Annotated in this window: 16 protein-coding genes; 10 read left to right on the top strand and 6 right to left on the bottom strand. The window is 73.1% G+C overall.

All coding sequences use genetic code 11. From position 1 onward, the window contains the following. Positions 1-16 precede the first annotated feature (16 nt). On the bottom strand, positions 17-1762 hold the full coding sequence (locus ACWEV0_RS03450) for a serine/threonine-protein kinase (protein WP_453146063.1): 1746 nt from the start codon (positions 1760-1762) through the stop codon (positions 17-19). A 519-nt stretch (positions 1763-2281) separates the two neighbouring features. Between ACWEV0_RS03450 and ACWEV0_RS03445 the strand changes: the two genes are divergently transcribed. The 4 genes from ACWEV0_RS03445 to ACWEV0_RS03430 all read left to right on the top strand — a co-directional run bounded on the left by ACWEV0_RS03445 (position 2282) and on the right by ACWEV0_RS03430 (position 9415). Further along, complete coding sequence (locus tag ACWEV0_RS03445) at positions 2282-5641, top strand: FHA domain-containing protein (protein ID WP_453146209.1); 3360 nt, start codon at positions 2282-2284, stop codon at positions 5639-5641. Between the two features lie 121 nt (positions 5642-5762). Continuing rightward, positions 5763-7127 carry an ABC transporter substrate-binding protein gene (locus ACWEV0_RS03440; protein WP_453146061.1) on the top strand — a complete coding sequence of 455 codons (1365 nt, stop codon included), beginning with the start codon at positions 5763-5765 and terminating at the stop codon, positions 7125-7127. 12 nt (positions 7128-7139) lie between these two features. Further along, a complete protein-coding gene (locus ACWEV0_RS03435; protein ID WP_453146060.1) occupies positions 7140-8531 on the top strand; it encodes a carbohydrate ABC transporter permease in 1392 nt (463 codons plus the stop codon). Beyond that, on the top strand, positions 8528-9415 hold the full coding sequence (locus tag ACWEV0_RS03430; protein ID WP_453146058.1) for a carbohydrate ABC transporter permease: 888 nt from the start codon (positions 8528-8530) through the stop codon (positions 9413-9415). The genes ACWEV0_RS03435 and ACWEV0_RS03430 overlap by 4 nt, the downstream gene beginning before the upstream one ends. 15 nt (positions 9416-9430) lie before the next feature. On the opposite strand, the gene ACWEV0_RS03425 is transcribed toward ACWEV0_RS03430, so the two are convergent. After that, a complete protein-coding gene (locus ACWEV0_RS03425) occupies positions 9431-10045 on the bottom strand; it encodes a TetR/AcrR family transcriptional regulator (RefSeq protein WP_453146056.1) in 615 nt (204 codons plus the stop codon). A gap of 149 nt (positions 10046-10194) precedes the next feature. On the opposite strand from ACWEV0_RS03425, the gene ACWEV0_RS03420 reads away from it, so the two are divergent. From ACWEV0_RS03420 to ACWEV0_RS03410, 3 genes are read left to right on the top strand one after another with little or no spacing between them, the layout of a single operon-like run. Next, on the top strand, positions 10195-11142 hold the full coding sequence (locus ACWEV0_RS03420) for an ABC transporter permease (protein ID WP_453146054.1): 948 nt from the start codon (positions 10195-10197) through the stop codon (positions 11140-11142). A gap of 10 nt (positions 11143-11152) precedes the next feature. Further along, positions 11153-11983 (top strand): ABC transporter ATP-binding protein, encoded by an 831-nt coding sequence (locus ACWEV0_RS03415; RefSeq protein WP_453146207.1) that lies wholly within the window; start codon positions 11153-11155, stop codon positions 11981-11983. 26 nt (positions 11984-12009) lie between these two features. Continuing rightward, complete coding sequence (locus ACWEV0_RS03410) at positions 12010-13407, top strand: glycosyltransferase 87 family protein (protein WP_453146052.1); 1398 nt, start codon at positions 12010-12012, stop codon at positions 13405-13407. A 105-nt stretch (positions 13408-13512) separates the two neighbouring features. On the opposite strand, the gene ACWEV0_RS03405 is transcribed toward ACWEV0_RS03410, so the two are convergent. Next, positions 13513-18477, bottom strand: a complete 4965-nt coding sequence (locus ACWEV0_RS03405; protein WP_453146050.1) for an NAD-glutamate dehydrogenase — start codon at positions 18475-18477, stop codon at positions 13513-13515. A gap of 422 nt (positions 18478-18899) precedes the next feature. On the opposite strand from ACWEV0_RS03405, the gene ACWEV0_RS03400 reads away from it, so the two are divergent. Further along, positions 18900-19457: a DJ-1/PfpI family protein gene (locus tag ACWEV0_RS03400; RefSeq protein WP_453146048.1), complete on the top strand. Its 558-nt coding sequence runs from the start codon at positions 18900-18902 to the stop codon at positions 19455-19457. Between the two features lie 179 nt (positions 19458-19636). On the opposite strand, the gene ACWEV0_RS03395 is transcribed toward ACWEV0_RS03400, so the two are convergent. Continuing rightward, on the bottom strand, positions 19637-20293 hold the full coding sequence (locus ACWEV0_RS03395) for an HAD family hydrolase (RefSeq protein WP_453146046.1): 657 nt from the start codon (positions 20291-20293) through the stop codon (positions 19637-19639). An 88-nt stretch (positions 20294-20381) separates the two neighbouring features. Next, entirely contained in the window at positions 20382-20888 is a 507-nt protein-coding gene (locus ACWEV0_RS03390; RefSeq protein ID WP_453146044.1) for a DUF6912 family protein, read from the bottom strand. A gap of 542 nt (positions 20889-21430) precedes the next feature. Between ACWEV0_RS03390 and ACWEV0_RS03385 the strand changes: the two genes are divergently transcribed. Further along, entirely contained in the window at positions 21431-21835 is a 405-nt protein-coding gene (locus tag ACWEV0_RS03385) for an Rv3235 family protein (protein WP_453146042.1), read from the top strand. Positions 21836-21908: 73 nt separating this feature from the next. On the opposite strand, the gene secA is transcribed toward ACWEV0_RS03385, so the two are convergent. Further along, positions 21909-24722, bottom strand: a complete 2814-nt coding sequence (gene secA, locus ACWEV0_RS03380; protein ID WP_453146041.1) for a preprotein translocase subunit SecA — start codon at positions 24720-24722, stop codon at positions 21909-21911. Between the two features lie 251 nt (positions 24723-24973). On the opposite strand from secA, the gene ACWEV0_RS03375 reads away from it, so the two are divergent. Beyond that, entirely contained in the window at positions 24974-25558 is a 585-nt protein-coding gene (locus ACWEV0_RS03375) for a GNAT family N-acetyltransferase (protein ID WP_453146040.1), read from the top strand. The last annotated feature ends 246 nt before the right edge of the window (positions 25559-25804 follow it).

Below are 25804 nucleotides of genomic sequence, written 5' to 3'. Positions count from 1 at the left end.
CGGCTCTTACCGCCGGTTACTGGCCCGCGCCGCCGTCGCCCGTCGCGCTCTTCGCGCTGTCCACGAGCGAGGTGAACCAGTCGTACAGCGAGGAGATGCCGTCGCCGATCGCCTGCCAGTAGCCCTTGCCCTGGGCGACCCAGTCCTGGAGCGGCGTGAGCTCCCAGATCAGCCAGCCCGCGATCACGAAGAGCACGATCGTGAACAGGCAGCCCTTGAGGCAGCCGAGGCCCGGGATGTGCATCGGGTTGGCGCTGCGCTGCCGCGGCGGCCGCGGTTCGCGCGGTGCCGGGGCGGGCGCGGGCGCCTGGGGAGGCGGCTGCGGCGGCACGTACTGCTGCTGCGGCTGAGGCGCGTACTGCTGCGGCTGCGGCGGCTGCTGCTGGGCGTACGGCTGGGGGTGCTGCGGCCGCTGCTGGTACGGCTGCGGCGGGCCCTGCCGGTACTGCTGCGGCTGCGGCTGCGGCGGATACGGGCCCTGCGGCGGCTGGGGCTGCGGCCGGCGCTGGGGGCGGCGGCGCAGCGGGTCCTCGTCCGGGTCCAGGTACTGGACCTGCGTCTGCTCGTTGCGGTCGCGGACCTGGCGCAGCTGGGTCTGCCACGGGTGCGGCTGCTCGCCCGGCGGGTCCTGCGGCGCGGGCGGTACGGGGGGCATGACCGCGGTCGGGTCGGCGGCGCCGGGCGGGCCGCCCGCCGGGCCGCTGGTCGGCATGACGCTGGTGGCGGCCGCCGGGTCGTACTGCGGCGCCGGCGGGAACCCCGCCGGGGCCGCGGAACCGCTCGGCAGCACCTGGGTGGCACCGGCCGGGTCGACGCCCGGGGCGCCCGCCGTGCCCGGGACCGGCGCCGGGGCCGGGTCGGGCGCGAGCAGCGCGCCGACGCCGTCGGCGGCCTCGATCTGGGCCGGGGTGGCGTGCACGCCGATGCCGGCGGCCACCGTGCGCAGGCCGCGGGCGAGGTTCTCGGCGCTGGGCCGCTCGTCCGGGTTCTTGCGCAGGCAGCGCTCTATCACCGTCCACAGCGGGCCGGGCACGGTCGAGGGCCGCTGCGGCTCCTCGCTCAGGTGCCGGTGCAGGACCTCCAGGGCCGTGCCGCCGGCGAACGGCGGGCGGCCGGTGACCAGCTCGTAGAGGAGGATGCCCGCGCCGTAGATGTCGACGGCGGAGGTCTGCGGCCGGCCCTCGGCGGACTCCGGCGCGACGTACGCCGGGGTGCCGACGAACTCGTGGGTGCGGGTCAGGCCCGGGGAGTCGGCGAGGCGCGCGATGCCGAAGTCGGTGAGCATCGGGTGCATCGCGCCGGCCTGCTCGGCGAGCAGCACGTTCGCGGGCTTGAGGTCGCGGTGGACGACGCCGTCGGCGTGGCTGGCGGCGAGGGCGTCGGCGATCTGCGCGGTGAGCAGCGCGGCGGCGACCGGGGTGAGCGGGCCGTTCTCGCGGATGTAGCGGTGCAGGTCGGGGCCCTCGACGAGGTCCATGACCAGGGCGAGGACATCGCCCTCCACGACCAGGTCGCGGGTGCGCACGATGTTGGGGTGGGTGAGCCGGAGCAGCACGGACCGCTCGCGCAGGAAGCGCATCACGATGTCCGCGTCGTTCGCCAGCTCCTCCTTGAGGACCTTGATCGCGACGGTCTCGCCGGGCTCGCCGGGGACCGCGGCCTCCGCGCCGGCCGTCTCCCTCTGGCGGGCTCGCCAGACGGTGCCCGTGGCGCCGCGGCCGAGCGGCTCCTCGAGCAGGTACTTGCTGCCGATAGGCCGCACGTCACGCGCTCCCTGCTGATCGTGGTCCTGGATCCCGGGACCGGGTGTCCGAGGGCGTCCGAGGTGTTGTGTGGAGGGTCCCCGGGGTTCCCCTGTGTTCTGTGACCCGTCCGGGTGTCCGACCCACTTTAGTGCCGCCGAACGAGTCATCGACTGTCCCCGGGACGGCCGATTCCGAGCGTCTGCGCGTCCGGTGCGAACCCCGTACGGATCCGGAACCTGTCCGTTCACAAGACGCCCGGCGGCGGACGAAGGTTGCCGGAAGCGATACGAGACGTACGCAACCAGGCGATTTCCCGCCCTCGACACGGCCACGGACGACCGAACAAGATCACTTCTGGACGACCCGGAGGCGGGTTGTCAGTGGCAGGTGCGAGGATGCACCCAGCACGTCGTGTGCGGGTCGGGAGCCCCGCACCCGTGCCGACCTGTACCGGACGACGCGTCCGTGCCGGGTGGGGGGAGCGAGTGGGCGATTCCCCTGCCGGACACGCCGCGCAGAAGGGACCGCTGACGGCGATGCAGATCCGGCTGACCGTCCTCGCGCCGCACGCCGGCCATGCCGCCGGCCACGGCGCCGGGCGCGCCTGCGACGTGCTCGTCACCGCCCCCGCGGGGACCGAGCTGGCCGCCGTGGCCTCCTCGCTCGCGACCGCCGTCGCCGGCCCGGACGCCTCCTCCTCCGCGAGCATCGTGCTGTACGCGGGCGGGCAGCGCCTCGACACCCGGCGCTGTCTGCTGGGCGAGCCGCCGCTGGTCGACGGGGCCGTGCTCTCCCTCCAGGTGCCGGGACCCGACGACCACGGCGCCGAGGGCGCCCCGGCCCGGCTGCACGTCGTCGCGGGCCCGGACGCCGGCGGCGTCCATCTGCTGCACGGCGGAGCGATCAGAATCGGCCGTTCTGTCGACGCGGACGTTCCGCTGGACGACCCGGACGTCTCCCGCTCCCACTGCACGGTGACCGTCGGCGACGACGGCCGCGTCACCGTCACCGACCAGGGCTCCACGAACGGCACGACCCTCGACGGCGCCCCCGTCGGCCCGCGCCCCGTCCGCTTCCCGCCCGGCGCCGTGCTGCGCGTCGGCGAGTCCGCGCTGCGCCTGACGGCGGGACCCGGCACGAGCGCCCACGACGGCAGCACCCTCGCCACCGCCCCGGACGGCGAGGGCCATCTGCGGGTGAGCCTCGCCACGAGCCGTGCCACGGGCGCTGCCCCAAACGCCGCCACGGGCGCGACGACGAGCGGCGTCACGGAGCCGGCCGCGGCCCCCGTCGCGTACGCGCCGCCCTACGAGCCCGGCGCCAGGGCCGAGGAGCCGACCTTCGGCGGGAACGGCCTGCGGAGCGCCGGCATACGTCCCGACGGGCCCGAGCGGTCCGAGGGGCACACGCGCGCGGAGGACCCCGCCGCGGGGCCGCAGGGCGAGCTGGAGTCGCACAGCCGGACCCGGCAGGCCCGCAAGCGCGGCCTCGGCGCCTGGGCCCGGCGGCTCGCGGGCGGCCGCGAGGAGCCGGAGGCGGCGGAGTACGGCGTGGATCCCGTGCCGGCCTTCGCCGCGACCGCACCCGGCCCCGGACCGTCCCCGGACAACTGGCCGGACCCGGCCGCCGTGCTGCTCACCGCGCTCGGCCCGGGCCCGCGGCTGTGGGAGCGGGGCCCGGACCATCCGGAGGCCCTGGTGGTCCGGCTCGGCACGACCGACCGGGCCGAGCTGTCCGGCGTGCCCGTCACCGTCGGGCTGCGCGAGGCCGGTTCGCTGGGCCTGGCCGGGCCCGCGCCGCGGCTCGCCGGGCTCGCCCGCTCCGTGGTGGCCCAGCTCGCCGCCCTGCACTCCCCCGGCGACCTGGAGATCGTGCTGGTCAGCGCCGACCGGAACCGGCCCCTGGAGGAGCGGCGCCGGGCCTGGGCCTGGCTCGGCTGGCTGCCGCACGTGCGGCCCGCGCACGGCCAGGACTGCCGGCTGCTCCTCGCGTACGACCGCGACCAGGCCCACGCCCGCTTCACCGAGCTCACCCGCCGCCTCGACGACGGCCCGCTCGGCCCCGGCTGGCCCAGCGCCGACCGGGCGCAGGTCGCCGAGGCCGCCGCACGGCACGACGGGCCGGTGACGGTCGTGGTCGTCGACGGCGATCCCGGCTCCTCGGCGCTGCGCGAGACGGCGGCGCGGCTCGCCGGGGCGGGCGCCGCCGCCGGCATCCACCTGATCTGTCTGGCCGACGCGCCCGCCGCGTCCCCGGTCTCGCCGGTCGCGGCGACGTACGAGACGGCGTGCGCGGCCTCGCTCGCCTTCCGCGAGTGCGGGGCGGCCGCCCTGCTCAGCGGTGACGTGGCGACCGCGCTGCGGCTCCTTCGCACGTCCGGCGGCCGGGTCGCCGGGCACGGCACGGTCGGCATGCTCGACGCGGTGTCCGTGGCCTGGGCGGAGCGCTTCGGGCGGGCGCTCGCCCCGCTGCGCACGGAGCCGGCCGGCGGTGCCGGTGCGGGCGCCGGGGCCGGGCGGGCGGTGGCCGCCGCGCTGCCGCCGTCGTCCCGGCTCCTCGACGAGCTGGGCCTGGCCCGGGCCACGCCCGCCTCGCTGATGGCCCGCTGGGCCTCGGCCGGGGAGGGCACGGCGGTCCTGGGCGCGGGCCCGCGCGGTCCGGTCGCCCTGGACCTCACCAAGGAGGGCCCGCACCTGCTGATCGAGGGCCCGGCGGGCAGCGGCCGCACCGAGCTGCTGCGCTCCATCGCCGCGTCCCTCGCGGCCGGCGGCCGCCCGGACCGGCTCGGGCTGCTGCTCGTCGACGGCGCGGGCGGCGAGCGCGGCGAGGGCCTCGCGCCGTGTACGGAGCTGCCGCACGTCACAGAGCACCTGGTGGCCTCCGATCCGGTGCGGATGCGGGAGTTCGCGCAGGCCCTGGGCGCCGAGCTGAAGCGCCGCGCCGAGCTCCTCGGCGACACCCACTTCGCCGACCGCCGTTCGACACGCCTCATCGGCCAGCGCTCCGCCAGCCTGGACGAGTCCGTTCCGTCGTCGGCTCCCGCGTCCGCCGCGCGCGCCACGGCCCGTGTCCCCGACGCCCGCACGGCCCCCGGCGCCCTCGGCGCCCTCGGGGAGACGGCGAGCGGTCGCACGCTCCGCACGGACGCGAGCGGCTCGGTCGGAGACATGCCGAGCGGGCGGACGTACCGGACGGGGGCCGCGGCGAGCGCCGCGATGCTCGGGGACACGCCGAGCGGGCGGCCGGCCCGCCCCGGCGCCGGTGACATCTACGACCAGGACAGCGTCCCGATGTACCGCAGGAGCGCCGCCCCGGCGCCGGCGGTCGCGTCCCAGGCCGGGGGCGTCGAGGGGGCGGCGAGCCTGGCCCGCCTCGTCGTCCTGGTGGACGACTTCGACGCGCTCGTCGCGCCCGCGCTCGGCGCGCCCGGGCGTCCGGCGGCCGGTTCGGTCGTACGGGCCCTGGAAGCCGTGGCGCGCGGCGGCGCGCGGCTGGGTGTGCACCTGGTCGCGACGTCCTCGCGGCCGGACCGGACGGTGGACACGGAGCTGGCGCACGGCGCGCGGCTGCGGATCGTGCTCGACCCGCCGCCGGCCGGGCCCGGCGGCCCGGGCGAGCCGCAGCCGGGCCGCGGGCGGCTCGGGCACCCGGACGGCCGGGTGACGCCGTTCCAGACGGGCCGGGTCACCGGGCGCATCCCGCGCACGGCGACGCAGCGGCCCACGGTCGTGCCGGTGGAGTGGGAGCGGATGGGTGACCCGCCGACCCGCCGTCCGGTGCGCGAGCTGGGCAACGGCCCGACGGACCTGGCCCTGCTCGCGAGCGCCCTGGACCGCGCGGCCCGCTCGGTCGACGCCGCGCCGATACCGCCCCTCACGTCCCCGACGCACGCCTGACGGCACGTCACGAGCCCATCACGATCCCCCGTCTGCCGCGGAAGGCGGTATTGCGGGCCCTGCGCGACCCGGCTAGACCTGAGCGCACGGGACCGGAGAACGCGGGAGAGGCGGGGCTCGGATGCGTCATGGCAGAACTCTTCGACTCGGCGTGGTGGCGGCGATCGCCGTCCTCATGGCGGCCACGGGCTGCAGCAGCGGCGGTGACGGCGGCAAGGAGCCGGAACCGGCCGGGCCCGGCGCCACCACCGGCTCCGGATTACGGCTGCCTTCCCTCAAGGGCGAGAAGCTGGAGGTCGCGGCCGTCTGGACCGGCCCCGAGCAGGCCAACTTCACCAAGGTCCTGAAGGAGTTCGAGAAGCGCACCGGCGCGACCGTCACCTTCGTGCCGGCCCAGGACCCGATCGTGAACTTCCTCGGCACGAAGATCGCCGGCGGCTCCCCGCCCGACGTCGCGATGCTGCCGCAGGTCGGCGCCATCCAGCAGGCCGCCGCGCAGAAGTGGCTCAAGCCCCTCGGCCCCGAGGCCAGGGCGCAGCTCGCCGCGAACTACTCGAAGGGCTGGCAGGACCTCGGCGCCGTCGGCGGCACCCCGTACGGGGTGTACTTCAAGGCCGCCAACAAGTCCCTGGTCTGGTACAACACCGCCGCGTTCGGCAACGCGGGCGCGGCCGAGCCGAAGACCTGGAAGGAGTTCCTGAGCACGGCGGAGACGATCTCCGCCTCCGGCGTCACCCCGGTCTCGGTCGGCGGCGCGGACGGCTGGACGCTCACCGACTGGTTCGAGAACGTCTATCTCTCGCAGGCCGGTCCGGAGAAGTACGACCAGCTCGCCAAGCACACCATCAAGTGGACCGACCCGTCCGTGGCCCGTGCGCTCACCACCCTCGCCGAGCTGTTCGGCAAGCCGAACCTGCTCGCGGGCGGCACGAACGGCGCGCTGCAGACCGAGTACCCGGTCTCCGTCACCCAGACCTTCACCGGCGGCGAGCAGGCCAAGGCGGCGATGGTCTTCGAGGGCGACTTCTCGGCCGTCAACATCGCGCAGACCGGCGCGAAGATCGGCACGGACGCCAAGGTCTTCCCGTTCCCGGCGGTCGGCGACGGGGCCGCGGCGCCCGTGGTGACCGGTGGCGACGCGGCCGTGGCGCTGAAGGACGGCAAGGGCGCGCAGGCGCTGCTCACGTTCCTGGCCTCGCCCGACGCGGCGCGGATCTGGGCGGCCGAGGGCGGCTTCCTCTCCCCCAACAAGGCCCTCGACCCGGCCGCGTACCCGAACGACGTGCAGCGGAAGATCGCCACGTCGCTGATCGGCGCGGGCGACAAGTTCCGCTTCGACATGTCGGACCAGATGCCGCAGTCGTTCGGCGGCACGCCCGGCAAGGGCGAGTGGAAGGCGCTCCAGGACTTCCTGAAGAACCCGAAGGACGTGGCGGGCGCCCAGGCCCGGCTGGAGGCCGAGGCCGCCAAGGCGTACAAGAGCTGAGGGGCGGGACCGATGGCCGCCCGTACGCACGCCGGTCCTCTTGGCCGGGCGGACCGCGCCCGGCCCCGTCCCCGGCCGGGTCCTGCCCGGCCCCGTGGCCGTGCGGGCCGCCCCCGCGCCCGTACCACCCTCACCGCCGCGGTCTTCCTGCTGCCCGCCCTCGTCCTGCTCGGCGCGCTCGTCGTCTACCCGATCGGCTACTCGGTCCAGCGCTCCTTCTTCGACAGGTCCGGCGACTCCTTCGCCGGCCTGGACAACTACGTCACGCTCTTCACGGACGAGGCGATCCGCACCGCCATCCGCAACAACCTGATCTGGGTGGTCGTCGCACCGGCCGTGGCGACGGCCCTCGGTCTGGTCTTCGCGGTGCTCACCGAACGGGTGCGCTGGGGCACGGCCTTCAAGCTGGTCGTCTTCATGCCGATGGCGATCTCGATGCTCGCCGCCGGGATCATCTTCCGGCTGGTCTACGAGCAGGACCCGGACCGCGGGGTCGCCAACGCGGTCTGGGTCGGCGTGCACGACACCTTCGCCGAGGCGTCGACCTTCCCGCGCGCCCGCCCGCTGCCCGTGCACCCGCTGAAGGCCGCGGGCGGCGGCGCGTACGAGACGAAGTCCCCGGTCCGCACGGGAGAGGTGGCCCGGCTCCCGCTGGTCGGCGTCCCGCCGGCGCGGATGCCGGAGGGCGCCCGCCCGGCCCGTACCCCCGCCCCGGACCGCGCCGGAGTCACCGGCACGGCCTGGCTGGACTTCACCCGGGGCGGCGGCGGGAAGCCGAACGTCGTCGATGCGAGGGAACTCGGCCTGAAGGGACTGCGGATCGAGGCGGTGCGGGACGGCCGGGTGGTGGCCGCGACGACGGCCGCCGCCGACGGCACCTTCCGGCTGCCGGCCGCGGCCGACGGGGCGGTCCTCCGGCTGCCGGCGAGCAACTTCCGCGAGCAGTACGACGGCGTGGAGTGGCTCGGCCCGACGCTCGTCACCCCGGCGATCATCGGGAGTTACGTGTGGATGTGGGCCGGGTTCGCGATGGTGCTCATCGCCGCCGGGCTCGCGGGCCTGCCGCGCGAGCTGCTCGAAGCGGCGCGGGTCGACGGGGCGAACGAGTGGCAGGTGTTCCGCCGGATCACCGTCCCGATGCTCGCGCCGGTCCTCGGCGTCGTCCTCGTCACCCTGATGATCAACGTCCTCAAGGTCTTCGACCTGGTCTTCATCATCGCGCCGGGCTCGGCGCAGGACGACGCGAACGTGCTCGCCCTCCAGCTCTACCGCTCGTCCTTCGGCACGGACGCGGACCTCGGGGTCGGCTCGGCGATCGCCGTGCTGCTCCTGCTGCTCGTCCTGCCGGTGATGGCGGTCAACATCCGCCGCGTCCGCCGCACGCGAAGGGAGAACCGCAGGTGACCTCTCTCGGTTCCGGCTCCCGGCTCGGCTCCGGCTCCCGGCTCGGTTCCCGGCTCGCCGCCCGTACCGCCTCCGGCGCCGTCCGGGTCTTCCTCGTCCTGGTCGGCCTGTTCTGGCTGATGCCGACGGTCGGGCTGCTGCTCTCCTCGCTCCGCTCGCCGTCCGACATCGCGGCGAGCGGCTGGTGGCAGGTGTTCACCGCGCCGGCGCAGCTGACCACCGAGAACTACCGCAACCTGCTCTCCAACGACGCCATCACCGGCTCCCTCGTCTCCACCGTCCTGATCACCGTCCCGGCGACCCTGCTCGTGGTCGTCGTCGGCGCCTTCGCCGGCTACGCCTTCGCGTGGCTGGACTTCCCGGGCCGCGACTGGTGGTTCCTGCTGGTCGTGGGGCTGCTTGTGGTGCCGGTGCAGGTGGCGCTCGTGCCCGTGTCGAAGCTGTTCGGCGCGCTCGGGATCTTCGAGACGACGCTCGGGGTGGTGCTGTTCCACACGGCGTTCGGGCTGCCGTTCGCGATCTTCCTGCTGCGGAACTTCTTCGCGGAGATCCCGCGCGAGCTCCTGGAGGCGGCCCGGCTCGACGGCGCGGGCGAGGTGCGGCTCTTCGCCCGGGTGGTGCTGCCGCTCGGCGGTCCGGCCATCGCCTCGCTCGGCATCTTCCAGTTCCTGTGGGTGTGGAACGACATGCTGGTGGCGCTGATCTTCGCCGACGCCCAGTCGCCGCCGATCACGGTGGCGCTCCAGCAGCAGGTGCGCCAGTTCGGCAACAACGTGGACGTGCTCGCGCCGGGCGCGTTCGTGTCGATGGTGATCCCGCTGCTGGTGTTCTTCGCCTTCCAGCGGCAGTTCGTGTCGGGGGTGATGGCGGGCGCGGTGAAGTAGCGCTCCCTGGAAGGGTTACGCGGTGAGCGCCGCCACCGCCGAGCGCGCCAGGTCGTCCAGGTACCCCTCCGGCAGTTCCGTGCGGACCACGACCAGGCGCCAGTAGAGCGGCCCGAGGACCAGGTCGAGCGCCCGGTCCGGGTCGGAGCCCGCCGGCAGTTCGCCGCGGTCGACGGCCGCGCGGACGACCTGGGCGACCACGCCCTGCTGGCTGTCGAGCAGGGCCGCCTTCAGCGTGTCGGCGATCTCCGGGTGCCGGGCGGCCTCGACGAGGAGGTCGGGGATGACCTGCGAGGCCACCGGGTGCCGCAGCGCGTGCGCGGCGACCTCCAGGAGGGCGCGGACGTCCCCGTGCAACGAGCCGGTGGCCGGCGCGGGCAGGCCGCGGACGGCGACGGCGCCGACCAGGTCGAGGACGAGGGACAGCTTGGACTTCCAGCGCCGGTAGACGGCGGTCTTGCCGACGCCGGCGCGGCGCGCGATGCCCTCGATGGACATCCGGGCGAAGCCGACCGCGGCGAGTTCCTCGAAGACGGCCGCCCGGATGGCCTCGGTGACGTCCTCGCGGAGCACGGCGGCTCCGGCTGGGGCGCGGCGAGGGGTTCCCGAGGGTCCGGACGGTGTCGTCATGCACAGGATCTTAACCAGCGGTTACGGAACGCCGCCGTGACGACGGGACGGTCCCGTCCCGACGTTGCGCTCGGCGGCCCCGCGCTCTACTCTCGCCGTAGCGACGATACGGACCCGTTCCATCGGACGGCCTGCCCCCGGAAGGCGACGTGACCACGCAGACTCTCGCGCCCCCACCCAGCGCCCCCGCCACGCCCGGTGCGCCCACCGCGCCCGCCGCGCCCACCTCCGAGGAGCTGCGGGCCCTCGCCCGGCGCCACGGCCTGACCGTGAGCGGCGCGCGGCCCTCGCTCCCCGCGTACGTGCGCCAGTTGTGGTCCCGGCGGGACTTCATCACCGCCTTCGCGACGGCCAAGCTGACCGCGCAGTACAGCCAGGCGAAGCTCGGCCAGATCTGGCAGGTGATGACCCCGCTGCTCAACGCGGCGGTCTACTACGTGATCTTCGGCGTCCTGATGGACGTCAAGAAGGGCATCGCCGACTACGTCCCGTTCCTGCTCACGGGCGTCTTCGCGTGGACCTTCACCTCGCAGACGATCATGACGGGCACCCGCGCCATCAGCGGAAACCTGGGCCTGGTCCGCGCCCTGCACTTCCCGCGCGCCAGCCTGCCCATCGCCCTCGCGATCCAGCAGCTCCAGCAGCTGCTCTTCTCGCTCGGCGCGCTGGTCGCGATCCTGGTCTGCTTCGGCGAGTTCCCGCGCCCGAGCTGGCTGCTCGCGATCCCGGCACTGCTGCTCCAGACGCTCTTCAGCACCGGCCTCGCGCTCGTCATGGCCCGGCTCGCGGCGAAGACGCCGGACATCGCGCAGCTGATGCCGTTCATCCTGCGCACCTGGATGTACGCCTCCGGCGTCATGTGGTCGATCGCCCACCTCACCCAGGGCCGCGACCTGCCGCACGCGGCGATCGTCGCGCTCCAGGCCAACCCGGCCGCCGTCTACATCGACCTGCTGCGGTACGCGCTCGTGGAGAGCTTCCACGGCTCACAGCTCCCGCCGCACGTGTGGGCGCTCGCGGCCGGCTGGGCGGTGCTGACCTTCGCGGGCGGCTTCATCTACTTCTGGAAGGCAGAGGAGACCTACGGCCGTGGCTGACACCCTCACCATGACGGCGTACCAGGCGCAGACCGCGGACCCGGCGCCCGAGCGCACCCCCACCGTCGTCGCCGACGGCGTCCACGTCACGTACACCGTCCAGGGCGGCCGGGCAGGCAAGGGCAGCGCCACCTCCGCCCTCAGCCGGATCGTCTCCCGCCGCAAGGGCGCGCCCGGCGCCCGCAAGGTGCACGCCGTGAAGGGCGTCAGCTTCGCCGCGTACCGGGGCGAGGCGATCGGCCTGATCGGCTCCAACGGCTCGGGCAAGTCGACGCTGCTCAAGGCGGTCGCGGGCCTGCTGCCGGTGAACGCGGGCCACATGTACACCCTGGGCCAGCCCGCCCTGCTCGGCGTCAACGCGGCCCTCATGAGCGATCTGACGGGCGAGCGGAACGTGATCCTCGGCGGGCTCGCGATGGGCATGAGCCGCCGGGAGATCGCCGAGCGCTACGAGCAGATCGTCGACTTCTCCGGGATCAACGAGAAGGGCGACTTCATCTCGCTGCCGATGCGCACGTACTCCTCGGGCATGGGCGCCCGGCTGCGCTTCTCCATCGCCGCCGCCCGCAGCCATGACGTCCTCCTCATCGACGAGGCCCTCGCGACCGGCGACGCCGGCTTCCGGCGCCGCAGCCAGAAGCGGATCGACGAGCTGCGCGCCGAGGCGGGCACGGTCTTCCTGGTCAGCCACTCGAACTCGACCATCACCGAGACCTGCGACCGGGCGCTGTGGCTGGAGGCGGGCACGCTGCGGATGGACGGCCCGGCGGACGAGGTCGTGGCGGCGTACGAGGAATTCACGAGCGTCACCGGCTCGGGGGGCAAGAACGGGAAGAAGTAGGACATAACGCCCTAGAGTGCGGAGGGATGACGAACGAGCCCCCTCCGCACGCCACCACCGCCGGCCCCGCCCCCGCGAAGGCGACCGCGACCGGCCCGGTGAAGGCGACCGCGCAAGCGCCCGCGAAGGCGCCCGCGACCGGCCTCGGGACCGGCCCGGCGAAGGCGACCGCGCCCGCGCCGCCCGCCCTCACCCGGTCGCCCTTCGAGTCGGAGACCTTCACCTCCGCCACCTTCGTGACCGTCGGCATCGGCCGACTGCTCGCCCTCGGCGTCGTCTGGCTGCTCACCCGGATCGGCATGCTGATCCTGCTGCGCCGCGACGACCTCGGCATCGGCGGCGTCGCCACCGAGGTGTACTCGCTCTACCGGCACTGGTACGACCAGTTCGCGCACGGCACCTTCCCGCCCGGCGACCCCACCTGGCAGTACCCGCCCGGCGCGGGCCTGGTCGTGATGTCGCCCGGGGTCCTGCCCTGGTTCACGTACTTCCAGGGCTTCGTCTTCCTCACCCTGCTCGCCGACGCGGCCGTCACCGCCGCCCTCGCCGCCGCCGACAGCGCGCGGCTCACCCACGGCGCCTGGTACTGGGTGCTCGGCCTGCCGCTCCTCCTGCACATCCCGCTCGCGCGCTACGACGTGCAGACCACCGCGCTCGCCGTGCTCGCGCTGCTCGCCCTGAAGGCCCGGGCCCCGGCCGCGCACCGGATCGGCGGCGTGCTCGCCGGGCTCGGCGCGATGGTCAAGGTCTGGCCCGCGCTCACCCTGATCGGCACGCCGCGCGGCCGCACCTCCCGGGAGGCGTGGACGGCAGCCGCCGTCACCGCCCTGACGCTGTTCGGCGTGCTCGCGCTGCTCTTCACCGACTCGCTGGGCTTTCTGCGCCAGCAGGGCAACCGGGGCATCCAGATCGAGTCCCTCGGCGGCACCGGCCTCGCCCTCGCGAAGGCCGCCGGGATCTGGCCCGGCGGGGTGGAGTTCCGTTACGGGGCCTACGAGTACGTCGGGCCGTACGTCTCCACCGTCGGCCACCTGGCCCTGCTGCTCACCGTCGTCGCCTTCATCTGGCTGCTGATGTGGCGGATGCGGGCGCGCCGCTGGACCGCGGCCACCCCGCTCGACGCGGCCTTCGCGGCGGTGCTGCTGTTCACCGTCACCAGCCGGGTGATCAGCCCGCAGTACATGGTGTGGCTGCTCGGGCTCGCCGCCGTCTGCCTGACCTGCCGCCGCACGGTCATGCGCCCGGTCGCCCTGCTCCTGCTGCCCGCCGTGGCGCTGAGCTCCCTCGCGTACCCGGTCCTCTACCCGGACGTCGTCGCCGGCACCTGGCAGGGCCTCACCGTCATGACGCTCCGCAACGCCCTGCTGCTCGCTTCGGCGGCGCTGGCGGCGCGCCGCCTGTGGACGTCGACGGTGAGCCCGTAGCCGTACGCCCGCCGGTACGCCCGGCCGTACGCCCAGCCGTACGCGAAAGGGGCGCCCCCGCCGGTCACGTGGACCGACGGGGGCGCCCCCCGCATGACGAGGTGATCAGCTGTGCGTGCGCAGCAGCGTGCGCATCGTCCGCATGGCCACCGACAGGTTCGCCAGGTCGAAGTCGTCCGAGCCCTGGATCTCCTCCAGGGTCGTGCGCGCCCGGCCCAGGATCGCCGCGTTCTTGTCCTCCCACGCCTTGAACCGCTCCTCCGGGGTGGAGGTGCCGTTCCCGGCGGCGAGGACGTCCGCGGTGAGCCCGGCGTGGGCGGCGAACAGGTCCTCACGGATGGAGGCGCGGGCCATCGACTGCCAGCGGTCGGCCCGCGGCAGCTCGATGATCCGGTCCATCAGGTCGGTGATCCGCAGCCGGTCGGCCAGGTCGTAGTAGACCTCGGCGACCGCCAGCGGGTCCTTGCCGGTGCGGTCCGCGATCGCGACGATGTCGAGCGTCGGGAAGGCGGAGGAGAACCCGGCCACGCGCAGCGCCAGCTCCTCCGGGACGCCGACCGCGGTCAGCTCGTCCAGGATCGACTGGTACCACTCCAGGTCCGCGCCGCGCAGCAGCTGCGGCAGCTTCTCCCAGACCTGCTCGACCCGCTCCGCGAAGAAGTCGATGGTCTCGCCGATCCGGAGCGGCTGCGGCCGGTTGTTGAGCAGCCAGCGGGTGCCGCGCTCGACGAGCCGGCGCGAGTGCAGTCGCATCCGGGTCTGGAACTCGGCCGCCACCTTGTTGTCGAGCGCCTCGACGGCGTCCCAGACCTCGCCCAGGCGGAAGATCGCACGGGCCGCGGTCTGCGCGCGGACGATCTCCTCGATCGACGCGCCGGACTCCTCGCGGAGGCGGTGCAGGAAGGTCGAGCCACCGGTGTTGACGGTGTCGTTGACCAGCACCGTGGTGATGATCTCGCGGCGCAGGGCGTGGTTGTCGACGGCCTCCGTGAACTGCTCGCGCAGCAGCGTCGGGAAGTACGCGTGGAGCAGCCCGCGCAGGTACGGGTCGTCCGGCAGCTCCGTACCGATCAGCTCGTCGGCCACCGTGATCTTGGTGTACGCGAGGAGGACGGCGAGCTCCGGCTGGCTCAGGCCCTTGCCGCTGCCGAGCAGCTCGCGGATCTGCCGGTCGTTGGGCAGGAACTCCAGCGAGCGGTCGAGCGCCCCGTCGCGGCCCAGGCGGCGCATGAAGCGCTGGTGGGCGTGGAGCAGGGACGGCGACTGGGCGACGGCGTTGGCGAGGGCGGTGTTCTGCGCGTAGTTGTTGCGCAGCACCAGCCGGCCGACCTCGTCCGTCATCTCGGCGAGGATCTTGTTGCGCTGCTTGACGGTCATGTCGCCCTCGGCGACGAGCCCGTTGAGCAGGATCTTGATGTTGACCTCGTGGTCGGAGGTGTCCACGCCGGCGCTGTTGTCGATGGCGTCGGTGTTGACCTTGCCGCCCTCGCCCTCGGGTCCGCCGACGCGGGCGAACTCGATGCGGCCGAGCTGGGTCGCGCCGAGGTTGCCGCCCTCGCCGATGACCTTGGCGCGGACGTCCTGGCCGTCGACGCGGATGGCGTCGTTGGCCTTGTCGCCGACGTCGGCGTGCGACTCGTGGGAGGACTTCACGTACGTGCCGATGCCGCCGTTCCACAGCAGGTCGACGGGCGCCTGCAGGATGGACTTCATCAGCTCGGCCGGGGTCATCTTGGTGACGCCGTCCTCGATGCCGAGGGCGGCCCGCATGTGCGCGTTGACCGGGATCGACTTGGCGCTGCGCGGGTGGATGCCGCCGCCCGCGGAGATCAGCTCGGCGTTGTAGTCGGCCCAGGAGCTGCGCGGCAGGTCGAAGAGGCGGCGGCGCTCGGCGTACGAGGTGGCCGCGTCCGGGTTCGGGTCGATGAAGATGTGGCGGTGGTCGAAGGCCGCGACGAGGCGGATGTGCTCGGAGAGCAGCATGCCGTTGCCGAAGACGTCGCCGGACATGTCGCCGACGCCGACGACGGTGAAGTCCTCGGTCTGGGTGTCGTGGCCCAGCTCGCGGAAGTGCCGCTTGACGGACTCCCAGGCGCCGCGGGCGGTGATGCCCATGCCCTTGTGGTCGTAGCCGGCCGAGCCGCCGGAGGCGAACGCGTCGCCCAGCCAGAAGCCGTACGACTCGGCGACGCCGTTGGCGATGTCGGAGAAGGTCGCGGTGCCCTTGTCGGCGGCGACGACCAGGTAGGTGTCGTCCTCGTCGTGGCGGACCACGTCGACCGGGGGCACGACCTCGCCGGCCACCAGGTTGTCGGTGATGTCGAGGAGCGCGGAGATGAAGGTCTTGTACGAGGCGATGCCCTCGGCCAGCCAGGCGTCGCGGTCCACGGACGGGTCCGGGAGCTGCTTGGCGACGAAGCCGCCCTTGGCGCCGACCGGCACGATGACGGTGTTCTTCACCATCTGCGCCTTGACCAGGCCGAGGATCTCGGTACGGAAGTCCTCGCGGCGGTCGGACCAGCGCAGGCCGCCTCGGGCGACCTTGCCGAAGCGGAGGTGGACGCCCTCGACGCGCGGCGAGTACACCCAGATCTCGAAGGCCGGGCGCGGGGCCGGCAGGTCCGGGATGGCCTGCGGGTCGAACTTCATCGACACGTAGGAGTGCGGGGTGCCGTCGGCCGACTTCTGGAAGAAGTTCGTCCTGAGCGTCGCCTTGATGAGGGTGAGGAAGGAGCGCAGGATGCGGTCCTCGTCCAGGCTCGCGACCTGGTCGAGGGCGGCGTCCAGCTCCTCCAGGAGGGCGTCGATCAGCTCGGTGCCGGCGCGCTGCCGCTCCGGGGCCATGCGGGCCTCGAAGAGGTTGACGAGCAGCCGGGTGGTGTGGACGTTGTTGCGGAGGGTGTCCTCCATGTAGTCCTGGCTGAAGGTCGACAGCGTCGATCCGCCCTGGCGCAGGTACTTCGCGTAGGCGCGCAGCACCATCGCCTCGCGCCAGTTGAGCCCGGCGGACAGGACGAGCGAGTTGAAGCTGTCGTTCTCGGCCTGGCCGGTCCAGGTGGCGGCGAAGGCCTCCTGGAAGCGCTCGCGGGCGTCGTCGCCGAGGTAGTCGCCGCCGTTGCCGGTGGGCGTGGGCATGCGCAGGCCGAAGTCGTAGACCCAGGCGTTGGGGCGGTCGGCGAGGCGCAGCTCGTACGGGCGCTCGTCGGTGACCTCGACGCCGAGCCGGTTGAGCACCGGAAGGACGGCCGACAGCGAGATCTGCTCGCCGGTCTTGTAGATCTTGAAGCGGCGCTCGCCGGAGCCGGAGGCGACGGGCTCGTAGAGGGAGAGCGCGAAGTCCTTGCCGCTGTCGGCCAGGGCCTCCAGGTGGCAGAGGTCGGCGACGGCGGCGCGCGGCGAGTGGTCGGCCTTGTAGCCCTCGGGGAAGGAGTTGCCGTAGCGGCGCAGCAGCTCGGCGGCGCGCTCCTCGCCCAGCTCGGCGTTGAGCGCCTCGCCGAAGCCGTCGGCCCAGGAGCGGGTGGCGTCGGCGAGCCGGGCCTCGATGCGGTCGACGTCGGCGTCGGTGAGCTTGGCGAGCTCGGTGCCGGGCTCGACGCGGATGACGAAGTGCAGCCGGGAGAGGATCGACTCGGTGTTCCAGGCCGTGAAGTCGACGCTGGTGCCGTTCAGCTCTTCCTTGAGGATGTCGATGATCCGCAGCCGGACGCGGGTGGTGTAGCGGTCGCGCGGCAGGTAGACGAGGGCCGAGTAGTAGCGGCCGTACTCGTCCTGGCGCAGGTAGAGCCGCAGCCGGCGCCGCTCCTGCAGGTACAGGACGCTGGTGGCGATGGCCTGGAGCTGGTCGACCGGGGTCTGGAAGAGCTCGTCGCGCGGGTAGGTCTCCAGGATCTGGAGCAGGTCGCGGCCGTCGTGGCTGCTCGGCGCGAAGCCGGCGCCCGCGAGGACCTCCTGGACCTTGCGCTTGATGACGGGCACCCGGCGGACGGACTCGGTGTACGCGGCCGAGGAGAAGAGCCCCAGGAAGCGCCGCTCGCCGACGACGTTGCCTTCGGCGTCGAACTTCTTCACGCCCACGTAGTCGAGGTACGAGGGACGGTGCACGGTCGCCCGGCTGTTGGCCTTCGTCAGGATCAGCAGCTTGTGCTCGCGCGCCTTGGCGCGGGCGTCGGCGGGCAGCCGGCTGAAGGACGGCGAGACGGGGTGGGCGTGGTTGTCCTCGCCGCTGTGGTGCGGGTCGGAGCGCAGGATGCCGAGGCCGGTGCCGGGGACGGCGGCCAGGGCGTCGCCGTTGACCAGCTCGTACTCGCGGTAGCCGATGAAGGTGAAGTGGTCGTCGGCGAGCCAGCGGAGCAGCTCGCGGGCCTCCTCGACCTCGGTGGGCCGCAGGTCGGAGGCGACGGGCTCCTCGGGCAGGCCGTCGGCGATGCGCAGCGCGGCCTCGCGCATCTTCTCCCAGTCCTCGACGGTCTCGCGGACGTCGGACAGGACGCGCAGCAGGTCGTTGGTGATCTGCTTGAGGTCGGCCTTGTCGGTCTCGCGGTCGATCTCGACGTGGATCCAGGACTCGAGGAGCGCGTCGTGCGGCAGCTCGCCCTTGGGCTCCCTGCTGAGCACCTCGATGAGCTTGCCGGTCAGGTCGCGGCGGACCGTGACCTGCGGGTGGATGACGACGTGGATGCCGCGGCCCTGGCGGGACAGCTCGTTGGTGACGGAGTCCACGAGGAACGGCATGTCGTCGGTGACGACCTCGACGACGGAGTGGCTGCAGGTCCAGCCGTTCTCCTCCACCGTCGGGGTGTGCACGCGGACGTTCGCGGTGCCCTGCGGGCGGTTCTCCGCGAGGCGGTAGTGCGACAGAGCGGCGCCGAAGACGTCGACGGGGTCGCGGTCGCTCAGGTCCTCGGGCGCGGTGTGCAGGTAGTAGCGCTGGAGGTAGTCGAGCAGGGTCGCGTGGTCCGGACGCTTCCCGTCGGGCCCTGTCGGAAGTCGCCCCCCGACCGGGCTGTTCTCAGCTACCCGGGCAGCCCGATCGAGCAGCTCGGCCTTGGCTTCGTCCAGCTTGGTCTGCATGTCCTCTGACTCCTGTCGCGCGCCGTTGCGTGACGTCGGTGGAAGAAAGGGCACAACGCCACGACGCGGTGGTACCGGTCGGAGTCGACGTTATGCCGCGATGAGAGATGTCCGGGTCGTTCTCGGCCACGGTGGGTGTCGTGCCGCGGGCGTGGGTACAGCCCGGACGGAAGGGATCCGCGAACGCGCCGTAGGCCCGGCCGCGGTGGCGGACCGGGCGGAAGCCGGGGGCTGCGTTGCCCCCGCGGCATATCGCGCTGATCACGGGAAAAGCCTATCGCTGATGACCCCCACGCCGTCATGGTCCTTATGTGTACAAAAGCGGGGCAGGAAGTTTGACACTGTGGACAGCGACGCATGGTTCCCCGGGGTACACACCGAGACACACCGACATCAGGGATCTGACGGATCTGGGAGTCGCCATGGCGAAGATCTTGATCGTGACGGGGGACGCGGCGGAGTCGCTGGAGGTGATGTACCCGTACCAGCGGCTCCTCGAAGAGGGGTACGAGGTCCACATCGCGGCCCCGTCCCGCAAGCAGCTCCGCTTCGTCGTCCACGACTTCGAGCCCGGTTACGACACGTACACCGAGAAGCCCGGCTACACCTGGCCCGCCGACCTCGCCTTCTCCGAGGTCGACCCGGGCGACTACGTCGCCGTCGTCATCCCGGGCGGCCGCGCCCCGGAGTACCTCCGCAACGACCCGGAGCTCCGCAAGATCCTCAAGTCCTTCTTCGACGCCGACAAGCCCGTCGCCCAGATCTGCCACGGTCCGCTCCTCACGGCCGCTCTCGGCAGCCTCGACGGCCGTCACGTCACCGCGTACCCCGCACTCGAACTCGACATGCAGGCGGCGGGCGCGACCTTCCAGGACACGGAGGCGGTGGTGGACGGCCGCCTGGTGTCCTCAAGGGCCTGGCCGGACCACCCGAGCTGGATGCGCGAGTTCCTGAAGGTGCTGCGGGAAGCGAAGGCGTAGCCCCCCGACTCCCCCTCGCCCCCTCGCACGGTCCCGCGGACGCCGATGGCGCCGCGGGGCCAGGGGGGACCCGAAGTCGACGTCGAAGTTGTACGGCTACGGTGGTGCGGGTGGGAACCCCAGCCGGGCCGGAGGCCGGGCGCAGCCCCACCGGGGCGCACCCGCCCCGCTCCCCGGCCCTAGACCAGCTCGTCCGCCACCGCGACGGCCTCGGCGAGCGTGTCGACGACGGGCACGCCGACCCGCTCCAGCGACGCCCGGCTGTGCGACCCCCCGGTGTAAAGCACCGCCTTCGCCCCCACATGCGCCGCCGCCACCGCGTCGTCCGCCGCGTCCCCGATGACGACGACCCGCTCCGCCGACACCTCCAGCGCCGCCAGATGCCGCACCATGTGCCCCGACTTCCCGTCCGGGGACCGGTCGGTCCGCCCGTCGACCCGGATGAAGCGCTCGGCGATCCCGTGCTGCCGCACGAGCGGTATCAGGTCGTCGTGCGGCGCGAGCGAGAGCAGCGACTGCGTGAAGCCGGACGCCTGCCGCGCGGCCAGCAGCTCCGCCGCGCCGGCGGTGAGCTGGGCGCCCTCGGCCTGGGTCCAGTAGTGCCGGTGGAAGGTGCCGTCCATGAGCAGCCACTCTTCCTCGGTGGGCAGCCGTCCCATCAGCCGCTCGTAGAACTTGGGCACCGGCACCGTGTAGAGCTCCCGGTACCGCTCCAGGGTGATCGGTTCGAGCCCCAGCTCGGCGAAGGCCGCGTTGGTGGCGCCGATGACCGCGCCGATGTCGTCGAGCAGAGTGCCGTTCCAGTCCCAGACCAGATGCTTCGCGTGCTTCCCCATGGGAAGCCACGGTACCTGCCGTGAAGGACGGTCACGCCAGGTCAGGCAGGGCGAACAGCGTCGGGCGGGGAGGGCCGGCCGGAGAGGGTCAGCCGAGGAGCCCGGGGATCTCCTGCACGCCGAACCACAGCAGCTCGTGGTCCTCGGCCCCGTCGACGACGAACTGCGCGTCGTCGTCGCCCTGGTCCGCGGCGCCGAGCGCGGCGGCAGCGGCGGCGACGTCCGCCTCGGCGTCGTCGGCGTCGGCGTGCACGGCGGCGGCCTTGGCCAGCGGTACGGCGGCGGCGATACGGACCTCACCGAGCGCGCTCGCGTCGAGCCCGCGGTCGGGGTCGACGGCGGCGTCCCTGTCGGCCACGTCGACGGCGACGACGACCCGGCGCCTGGCCGCCCCGGGGTCACCGGCGAGCAGCCGCAGCGAGGCGGCGGCGGCGCGGTTGAGGGCGGCGTACTCCAGCTCCTCGATGTCGTCGGAGACGTACCACTCGCGCAGCGCGGGGGTGACGGCGTAGGCGGTGAGCGGCCCGGGGCCCAGCTCGCCGGCCTTGTGCGCCTGTGCGAGACCGGGGAGCGTCAGAGGGACGTACACGCGCATGGCTGGCCGCTTTCGTAGTCGGAGACGCCCTCAGGATACGTGCGGAGTCCCCTTTCGGGGGCGGGGCCCCGACACCCCGGCCGACCGGGGCGCCCGCGCGGCCCGCCATACGGGTTGACGCCACGAGGGGGCCGACGAGCGCCCGCACGTCCTGACCGACCACGGCGGCCGGCGGGCCGGCGGACCACGCACCGGCCAGACGCCGCAGGGCGAGCGCCGGCAGCCCGGCCGGGACACGGCCCCGAGGGCCCGAAGCCCGGCCCTTCAAGCCCGTCGCCGCGCGCCGCCATACGTCGCCGCCGGCAGCAGCGAACAGCCGGGCAGGGGCAACGCGCAGCCACCGCCACCTGTCCGCCCGCCCCAGGCCCGGCCGGCCCGCTCCTGGCCACCCACTCCGCCCGTCACCCTGATAGGTGAATCGCTCTGCGTGACGCCCGCAGGCCAGGCGCCCCTTGCGAGCGCGCCCGCCTCCCCCGTACAAGATCCCCAAGAAGTTACCGACTGGTATCAGCCGGTCACTCATCGCGACGAACGGGGACCCCATGAACACGAACACCCTGCGCCCCCGCGGCCCCGCCGGAACCGGTCCGCGCGGCCGTGCCGGGGCCGCCCCACGGCGGATGGCGCCGCCGCACCTGATGTTCGCCGAGAAGCTCCTCGCCGTGCTGAGCGGGGAACGGCCCGTGCACTGGATGCTCGGCCACACGATCGGCGAGGCGTACGAGCAGCTGGTGCAACTCGCCCCGGAGACGCCGCTGCGCTCCTCCGGCCCGCGTCCGGTGCTGCGCGCCTGCCGCTTCCACCCGCCGGCCGACGGCGCCCTGGAGGCCTGGGCCACCGTCGCCACCGGCGACCGCGTCCGGGCCATGGCCTTCCGCCTCGAACGCGGCTCCGACCGGCGCTGGCGCTGCGCGGCGGTGGAACTCGACGGCCTGCCGAGCGCCTGAGACACGGCGCCACGCCGAAGGGGCCGGCCGCCACCCGGCGACCGACCCCTCGACCACGACAACCGCGACGCGGCTACTTCTTGCGGCGACGCCCACCCGCGCTCTTCTGCGCCTTCCGGCGCTCCGCGCGCGTCAGGCCGTCGCCCTCGGCCGCGTCACCGTCCGACGCGAAGTCGCCCTCGACGACCGAACCCTCGCCGTCGACCTTCGGCGCCGAGAAGTGCAGCCGGTCGGGCCGCTGCGGGGCGTCCAGGCCCTTGGCGCGGATCTCCGGACGGGCGGCGCCCGCCGGGACGGTCGCGTCCTCCTTGTCCAGGGACTTGGCCGCGTCCTGCACCGGGACCTCCTCGACCTGCTGCTCGACCTGGACCTCCAGGTTGAACAGGTAGCCGACGGACTCCTCCTTGATGCCCTCCATCATCGCGGAGAACATGTCGAAGCCCTCGCGCTGGTACTCGACCAGCGGGTCCTTCTGCGCCATCGCGCGCAGGCCGATGCCCTCCTGGAGGTAGTCCATCTCGTAGAGGTGCTCGCGCCACTTGCGGTCGAGGACCGACAGGACGACCCGGCGCTCCAGCTCACGCATGATGTCCGAGCCGAGCTGCTTCTCGCGGGCGTCGTACTGCTCGTGGATGTCGTCCTTGACGGACTCGGCGATGAACTCGGCGGTGATGCCCGCGCGGTCCCCGGCCGCCTCCTCCAGCTCCTCGATCGTGACCTTGACCGGGTAGAGCTGCTTGAACGCGTTCCACAGCCGGTCCAGGTCCCACTCCTCGGCGAAGCCTTCGGCGGTCTCCTGGCGGATGTAGTCGTCGATGGTGTCGTCCATGAAGTGGCGCACCTGCTCGTGCAGGTCCTCGCCCTCCAGGACGCGGCGGCGCTCGCCGTAGATGACCTCGCGCTGCCGGTTGAGCACCTCGTCGTACTTCAGGACGTTCTTACGCGTCTCGAAGTTCTGCGACTCGACCTGGCCCTGCGCGGAGGCGATGGCCCGGGTGACCATCTTGTTCTCGATCGGCACGTCGTCCGGGACGTTGGCCATGGCCATGACCCGCTCGACCATCTGGGCCTTGAAGAGGCGCATCAGGTCGTCGCCGAGCGACAGGTAGAAGCGGGACTCGCCCGGGTCGCCCTGACGGCCGGAACGACCGCGGAGCTGGTTGTCGATACGGCGGGACTCGTGGCGCTCGGTGCCCAGGACGTACAGACCGCCGAGCTCCTTGACCTCCTCGAACTCCGCCTTCACGGCCTTTTCGGCGCGCTCCAGGGCACCCGGCAGGGCCGCGGCCCACTCCTCGACGTGCTCGACCGGGTCGAGGCCGGCCTGGCGCAGCTCCGCCTCGGCGAGGTCGTCGGGGTTGCCGCCGAGCTTGATGTCCGTACCGCGGCCGGCCATGTTCGTGGCGACCGTGACGGCGCCGCGGCGACCCGCCTGGGCGACGATCGCGGCCTCGCGCTCGTGGTGCTTGGCGTTGAGGACCTCGTGCGGGATGCCGCGCTTGCTGAGCTGCTGCGACAGGTACTCGGACTTCTCGACCGACGTGGTGCCGACGAGGACCGGCTGGCCCTTCTCGTGCTTCTCCGCGATGTCGTCGACGACGGCGGCGAACTTGGCGACCTCGGTCCGGTAGATCAGGTCCGGCTGGTCCTTGCGCTGCATGGGCTTGTTCGTCGGGATCGGGACGACGCCCAGCTTGTAGATCTGGTGGAACTCGGCCGCCTCGGTCATGGCCGTACCGGTCATGCCGGAGAGCTTGTTGTAGAGGCGGAAGAAGTTCTGCAGGGTGATCGTGGCGAGCGTCTGGTTCTCGTCCTTGATCGGCACGCCCTCCTTGGCCTCGATGGCCTGGTGCATGCCCTCGTTGTAACGGCGGCCGGCGAGGATACGGCCGGTGTGCTCGTCGACGATCATGACTTCGCCGTCGATGACGACGTAGTCCTTGTCCTTCTTGAAGAGTTCCTTGGCCTTGATGGCGTTGTTCAGGTAACCGACGAGCGGGGTGTTGACCGACTCGTACAGGTTGTCGATGCCCAGCCAGTCCTCGACCTTGGCGACGCCGGCCTCGTGGATGGCGACCGTGCGCTTCTTCTCGTCGACCTCGTAGTCGCCGGTCTCCTCGATGCCCTTCATCGGGTTGCCGGGCTCGCCCTTGGTGAGGCGGGTGACCAGCTTGGCGAAGTCGCCGTACCACTTGGTGGCCTGGTCGGCCGGGCCGGAGATGATCAACGGCGTACGGGCCTCGTCGACGAGGATGGAGTCGACCTCGTCGACGCACGCGTAGTTGTGGCCGCGCTGGACGAGCTCGTCCTGGGACCACGCCATGTTGTCGCGCAGGTAGTCGAAGCCGAACTCGTTGTTCGTGCCGTACGTGATGTCGCAGGCGTACTGCTCGCGGCGCTGCGCCGGCGTCATGTTCGCGAGGATGCAGCCCACCGTCAGACCGAGGAAGCGGTGGACGCGGCCCATCATCTCGGAGTCGCGCTCGGCGAGGTAGTCGTTCACCGTGATCAGGTGCACGCCGTCGCCGGACAGCGCGTTCAGGTACGCGGGGAGCGTGCCGACGAGGGTCTTGCCCTCACCGGTCTTCATCTCGGCCACGTAGCCGAGGTGGAGGGCGGCACCGCCCATGATCTGCACGTCGTAGTGGCGCTGACCGAGGACGCGCTTGGCCGCCTCGCGGACGGTGGCGAACGCTTCGGGGAGCAGGTCGTCAAGGCTCTCGCCGTCGGCGTACCGCTGCTTGTACTCGTCGGTGAGCGCCCGCAACTCGGCGTCGGAGAGGTTGACGAAGTCCTCTTCGATGGAGTTGACCTGGTCCGCGATGCGGTGCAGTTTGCGCAGGATCTTGCCTTCGCCTGCACGCATGAGCTTGTGGAAGACGGACACTGAGGCTGGTCTCCTTGCCGGTCGGGCCTGGCACTGGGTCTTGTCATGACTCGGGCGCGGGCACGGCAGGTGGTCCCCACCGCAACGGCCATCGTAAGCGAGACCGCCCTCGCGGAGGGAGGCCCGCAGGGCCGGAGCCCTCGCTCCCGCCCCTCGCGCCTCACACAGGAAGAACGCACGAGGCCGCCGGAAGGTGCCGCCCCGCCCGAAAAGTGTTCGCTTCCGCCCGGACGGGTCACCACAATTTCGTCATGGAGCCCATCACACTGAGCACCGACCGGCTGCGCCTGCGCCCCTTCACCCCGGAGGACGTCGACGCGGTGTACGCCGCCTGTCAGGACCCCGACATCCAGCGCTGGACCACCGTCCCGTCCCCGTACGGCCGGGCGGACGCGGAACTCTTCGTGACCCGCATCGCGCCGGAGGGCTGGCTCCTGGACGGGGAGTACGCCTTCGCCGTCGAGCCCCTGGAGGGCGGGCCGCTGCTCGCCGCGGCCGGCCTGCACGCCCGCGGCCCGGGCGTCCGCGAGGTCGGCTACTGGCTGGCCAAGGAGCACCGCGGCCACGGCTACATGACGGAGGCCGTCACCGCCCTCGCCCGCTGGGCCATCGGCTCCCTCGGCGTGCACCGCCTCCTCTGGCGCGCCGAGGTCGGCAACGGCGCCTCGCGAGCCGTCGCCGAGCGGGTCGGCTTCACGCTGGAGGGCGTGGAGCGCGCCGGCCTCGTCAACAACGGCACGGCCCGCGACTGCTGGCTCGGCTCCCTGCTGCCGTCGGACCTCGGCCTCCCGTCACCGCTGCCGTATCTGCCGCCGAGGACGACGCCGGAGAGCTGAGGGCGTCGCGGGGGGGGCCGGGGCGGAGCTCAGGAACCGGGGCCGTGGCCGGGTCCGGGCGGGGGCCGGGGCGGGGCCCGTGGCCGTCGCCCGGGGGCCGGGGGCCGGGGCCGGGCGGTGGCCGGGGCCGTGACCCGGGTGCCGGGGCCCGCGGCCCGGGCCGGGGGCCCCGGCCCCGGCCCGGGCCGTCGGGACCGACCCCTCGAAAGCTCCACCCGGTGTCAGTACCGCCCTCTAGGGTGCGGA

The organism is Streptomyces sp. NPDC003943, assembly GCF_053605265.1.
The sequence above is the reverse complement of the archived record's forward strand: the minus strand, read 5'-3'. Positions and strand labels throughout refer to the sequence as shown.

Excerpts from the sequence above, each read along its gene's own strand:
- ACWEV0_RS03445 (WP_453146209.1), top strand. The coding sequence starts at position 2,282 with ATGCAGATCCGGCTGACCGTCCTCGCGCCGCACGCCGGCCATGCCGCC.
- ACWEV0_RS03440 (WP_453146061.1), top strand. The coding sequence starts at position 5,763 with ATGCGTCATGGCAGAACTCTTCGACTCGGCGTGGTGGCGGCGATCGCC.
- ACWEV0_RS03435 (WP_453146060.1), top strand. The coding sequence starts at position 7,140 with ATGGCCGCCCGTACGCACGCCGGTCCTCTTGGCCGGGCGGACCGCGCC.
- ACWEV0_RS03425 (WP_453146056.1), bottom strand. The coding sequence starts at position 10,045 with ATGACGACACCGTCCGGACCCTCGGGAACCCCTCGCCGCGCCCCAGCC.
- ACWEV0_RS03415 (WP_453146207.1), top strand. The coding sequence starts at position 11,153 with ATGACGGCGTACCAGGCGCAGACCGCGGACCCGGCGCCCGAGCGCACC.
- ACWEV0_RS03410 (WP_453146052.1), top strand. The coding sequence starts at position 12,010 with ATGACGAACGAGCCCCCTCCGCACGCCACCACCGCCGGCCCCGCCCCC.
- ACWEV0_RS03405 (WP_453146050.1), bottom strand. The coding sequence starts at position 18,477 with ATGCAGACCAAGCTGGACGAAGCCAAGGCCGAGCTGCTCGATCGGGCT.
- ACWEV0_RS03400 (WP_453146048.1), top strand. The coding sequence starts at position 18,900 with ATGGCGAAGATCTTGATCGTGACGGGGGACGCGGCGGAGTCGCTGGAG.
- ACWEV0_RS03395 (WP_453146046.1), bottom strand. The coding sequence starts at position 20,293 with ATGGGGAAGCACGCGAAGCATCTGGTCTGGGACTGGAACGGCACTCTG.
- ACWEV0_RS03390 (WP_453146044.1), bottom strand. The coding sequence starts at position 20,888 with ATGCGCGTGTACGTCCCTCTGACGCTCCCCGGTCTCGCACAGGCGCAC.
- ACWEV0_RS03385 (WP_453146042.1), top strand. The coding sequence starts at position 21,431 with ATGAACACGAACACCCTGCGCCCCCGCGGCCCCGCCGGAACCGGTCCG.
- ACWEV0_RS03375 (WP_453146040.1), top strand. The coding sequence starts at position 24,974 with ATGGAGCCCATCACACTGAGCACCGACCGGCTGCGCCTGCGCCCCTTC.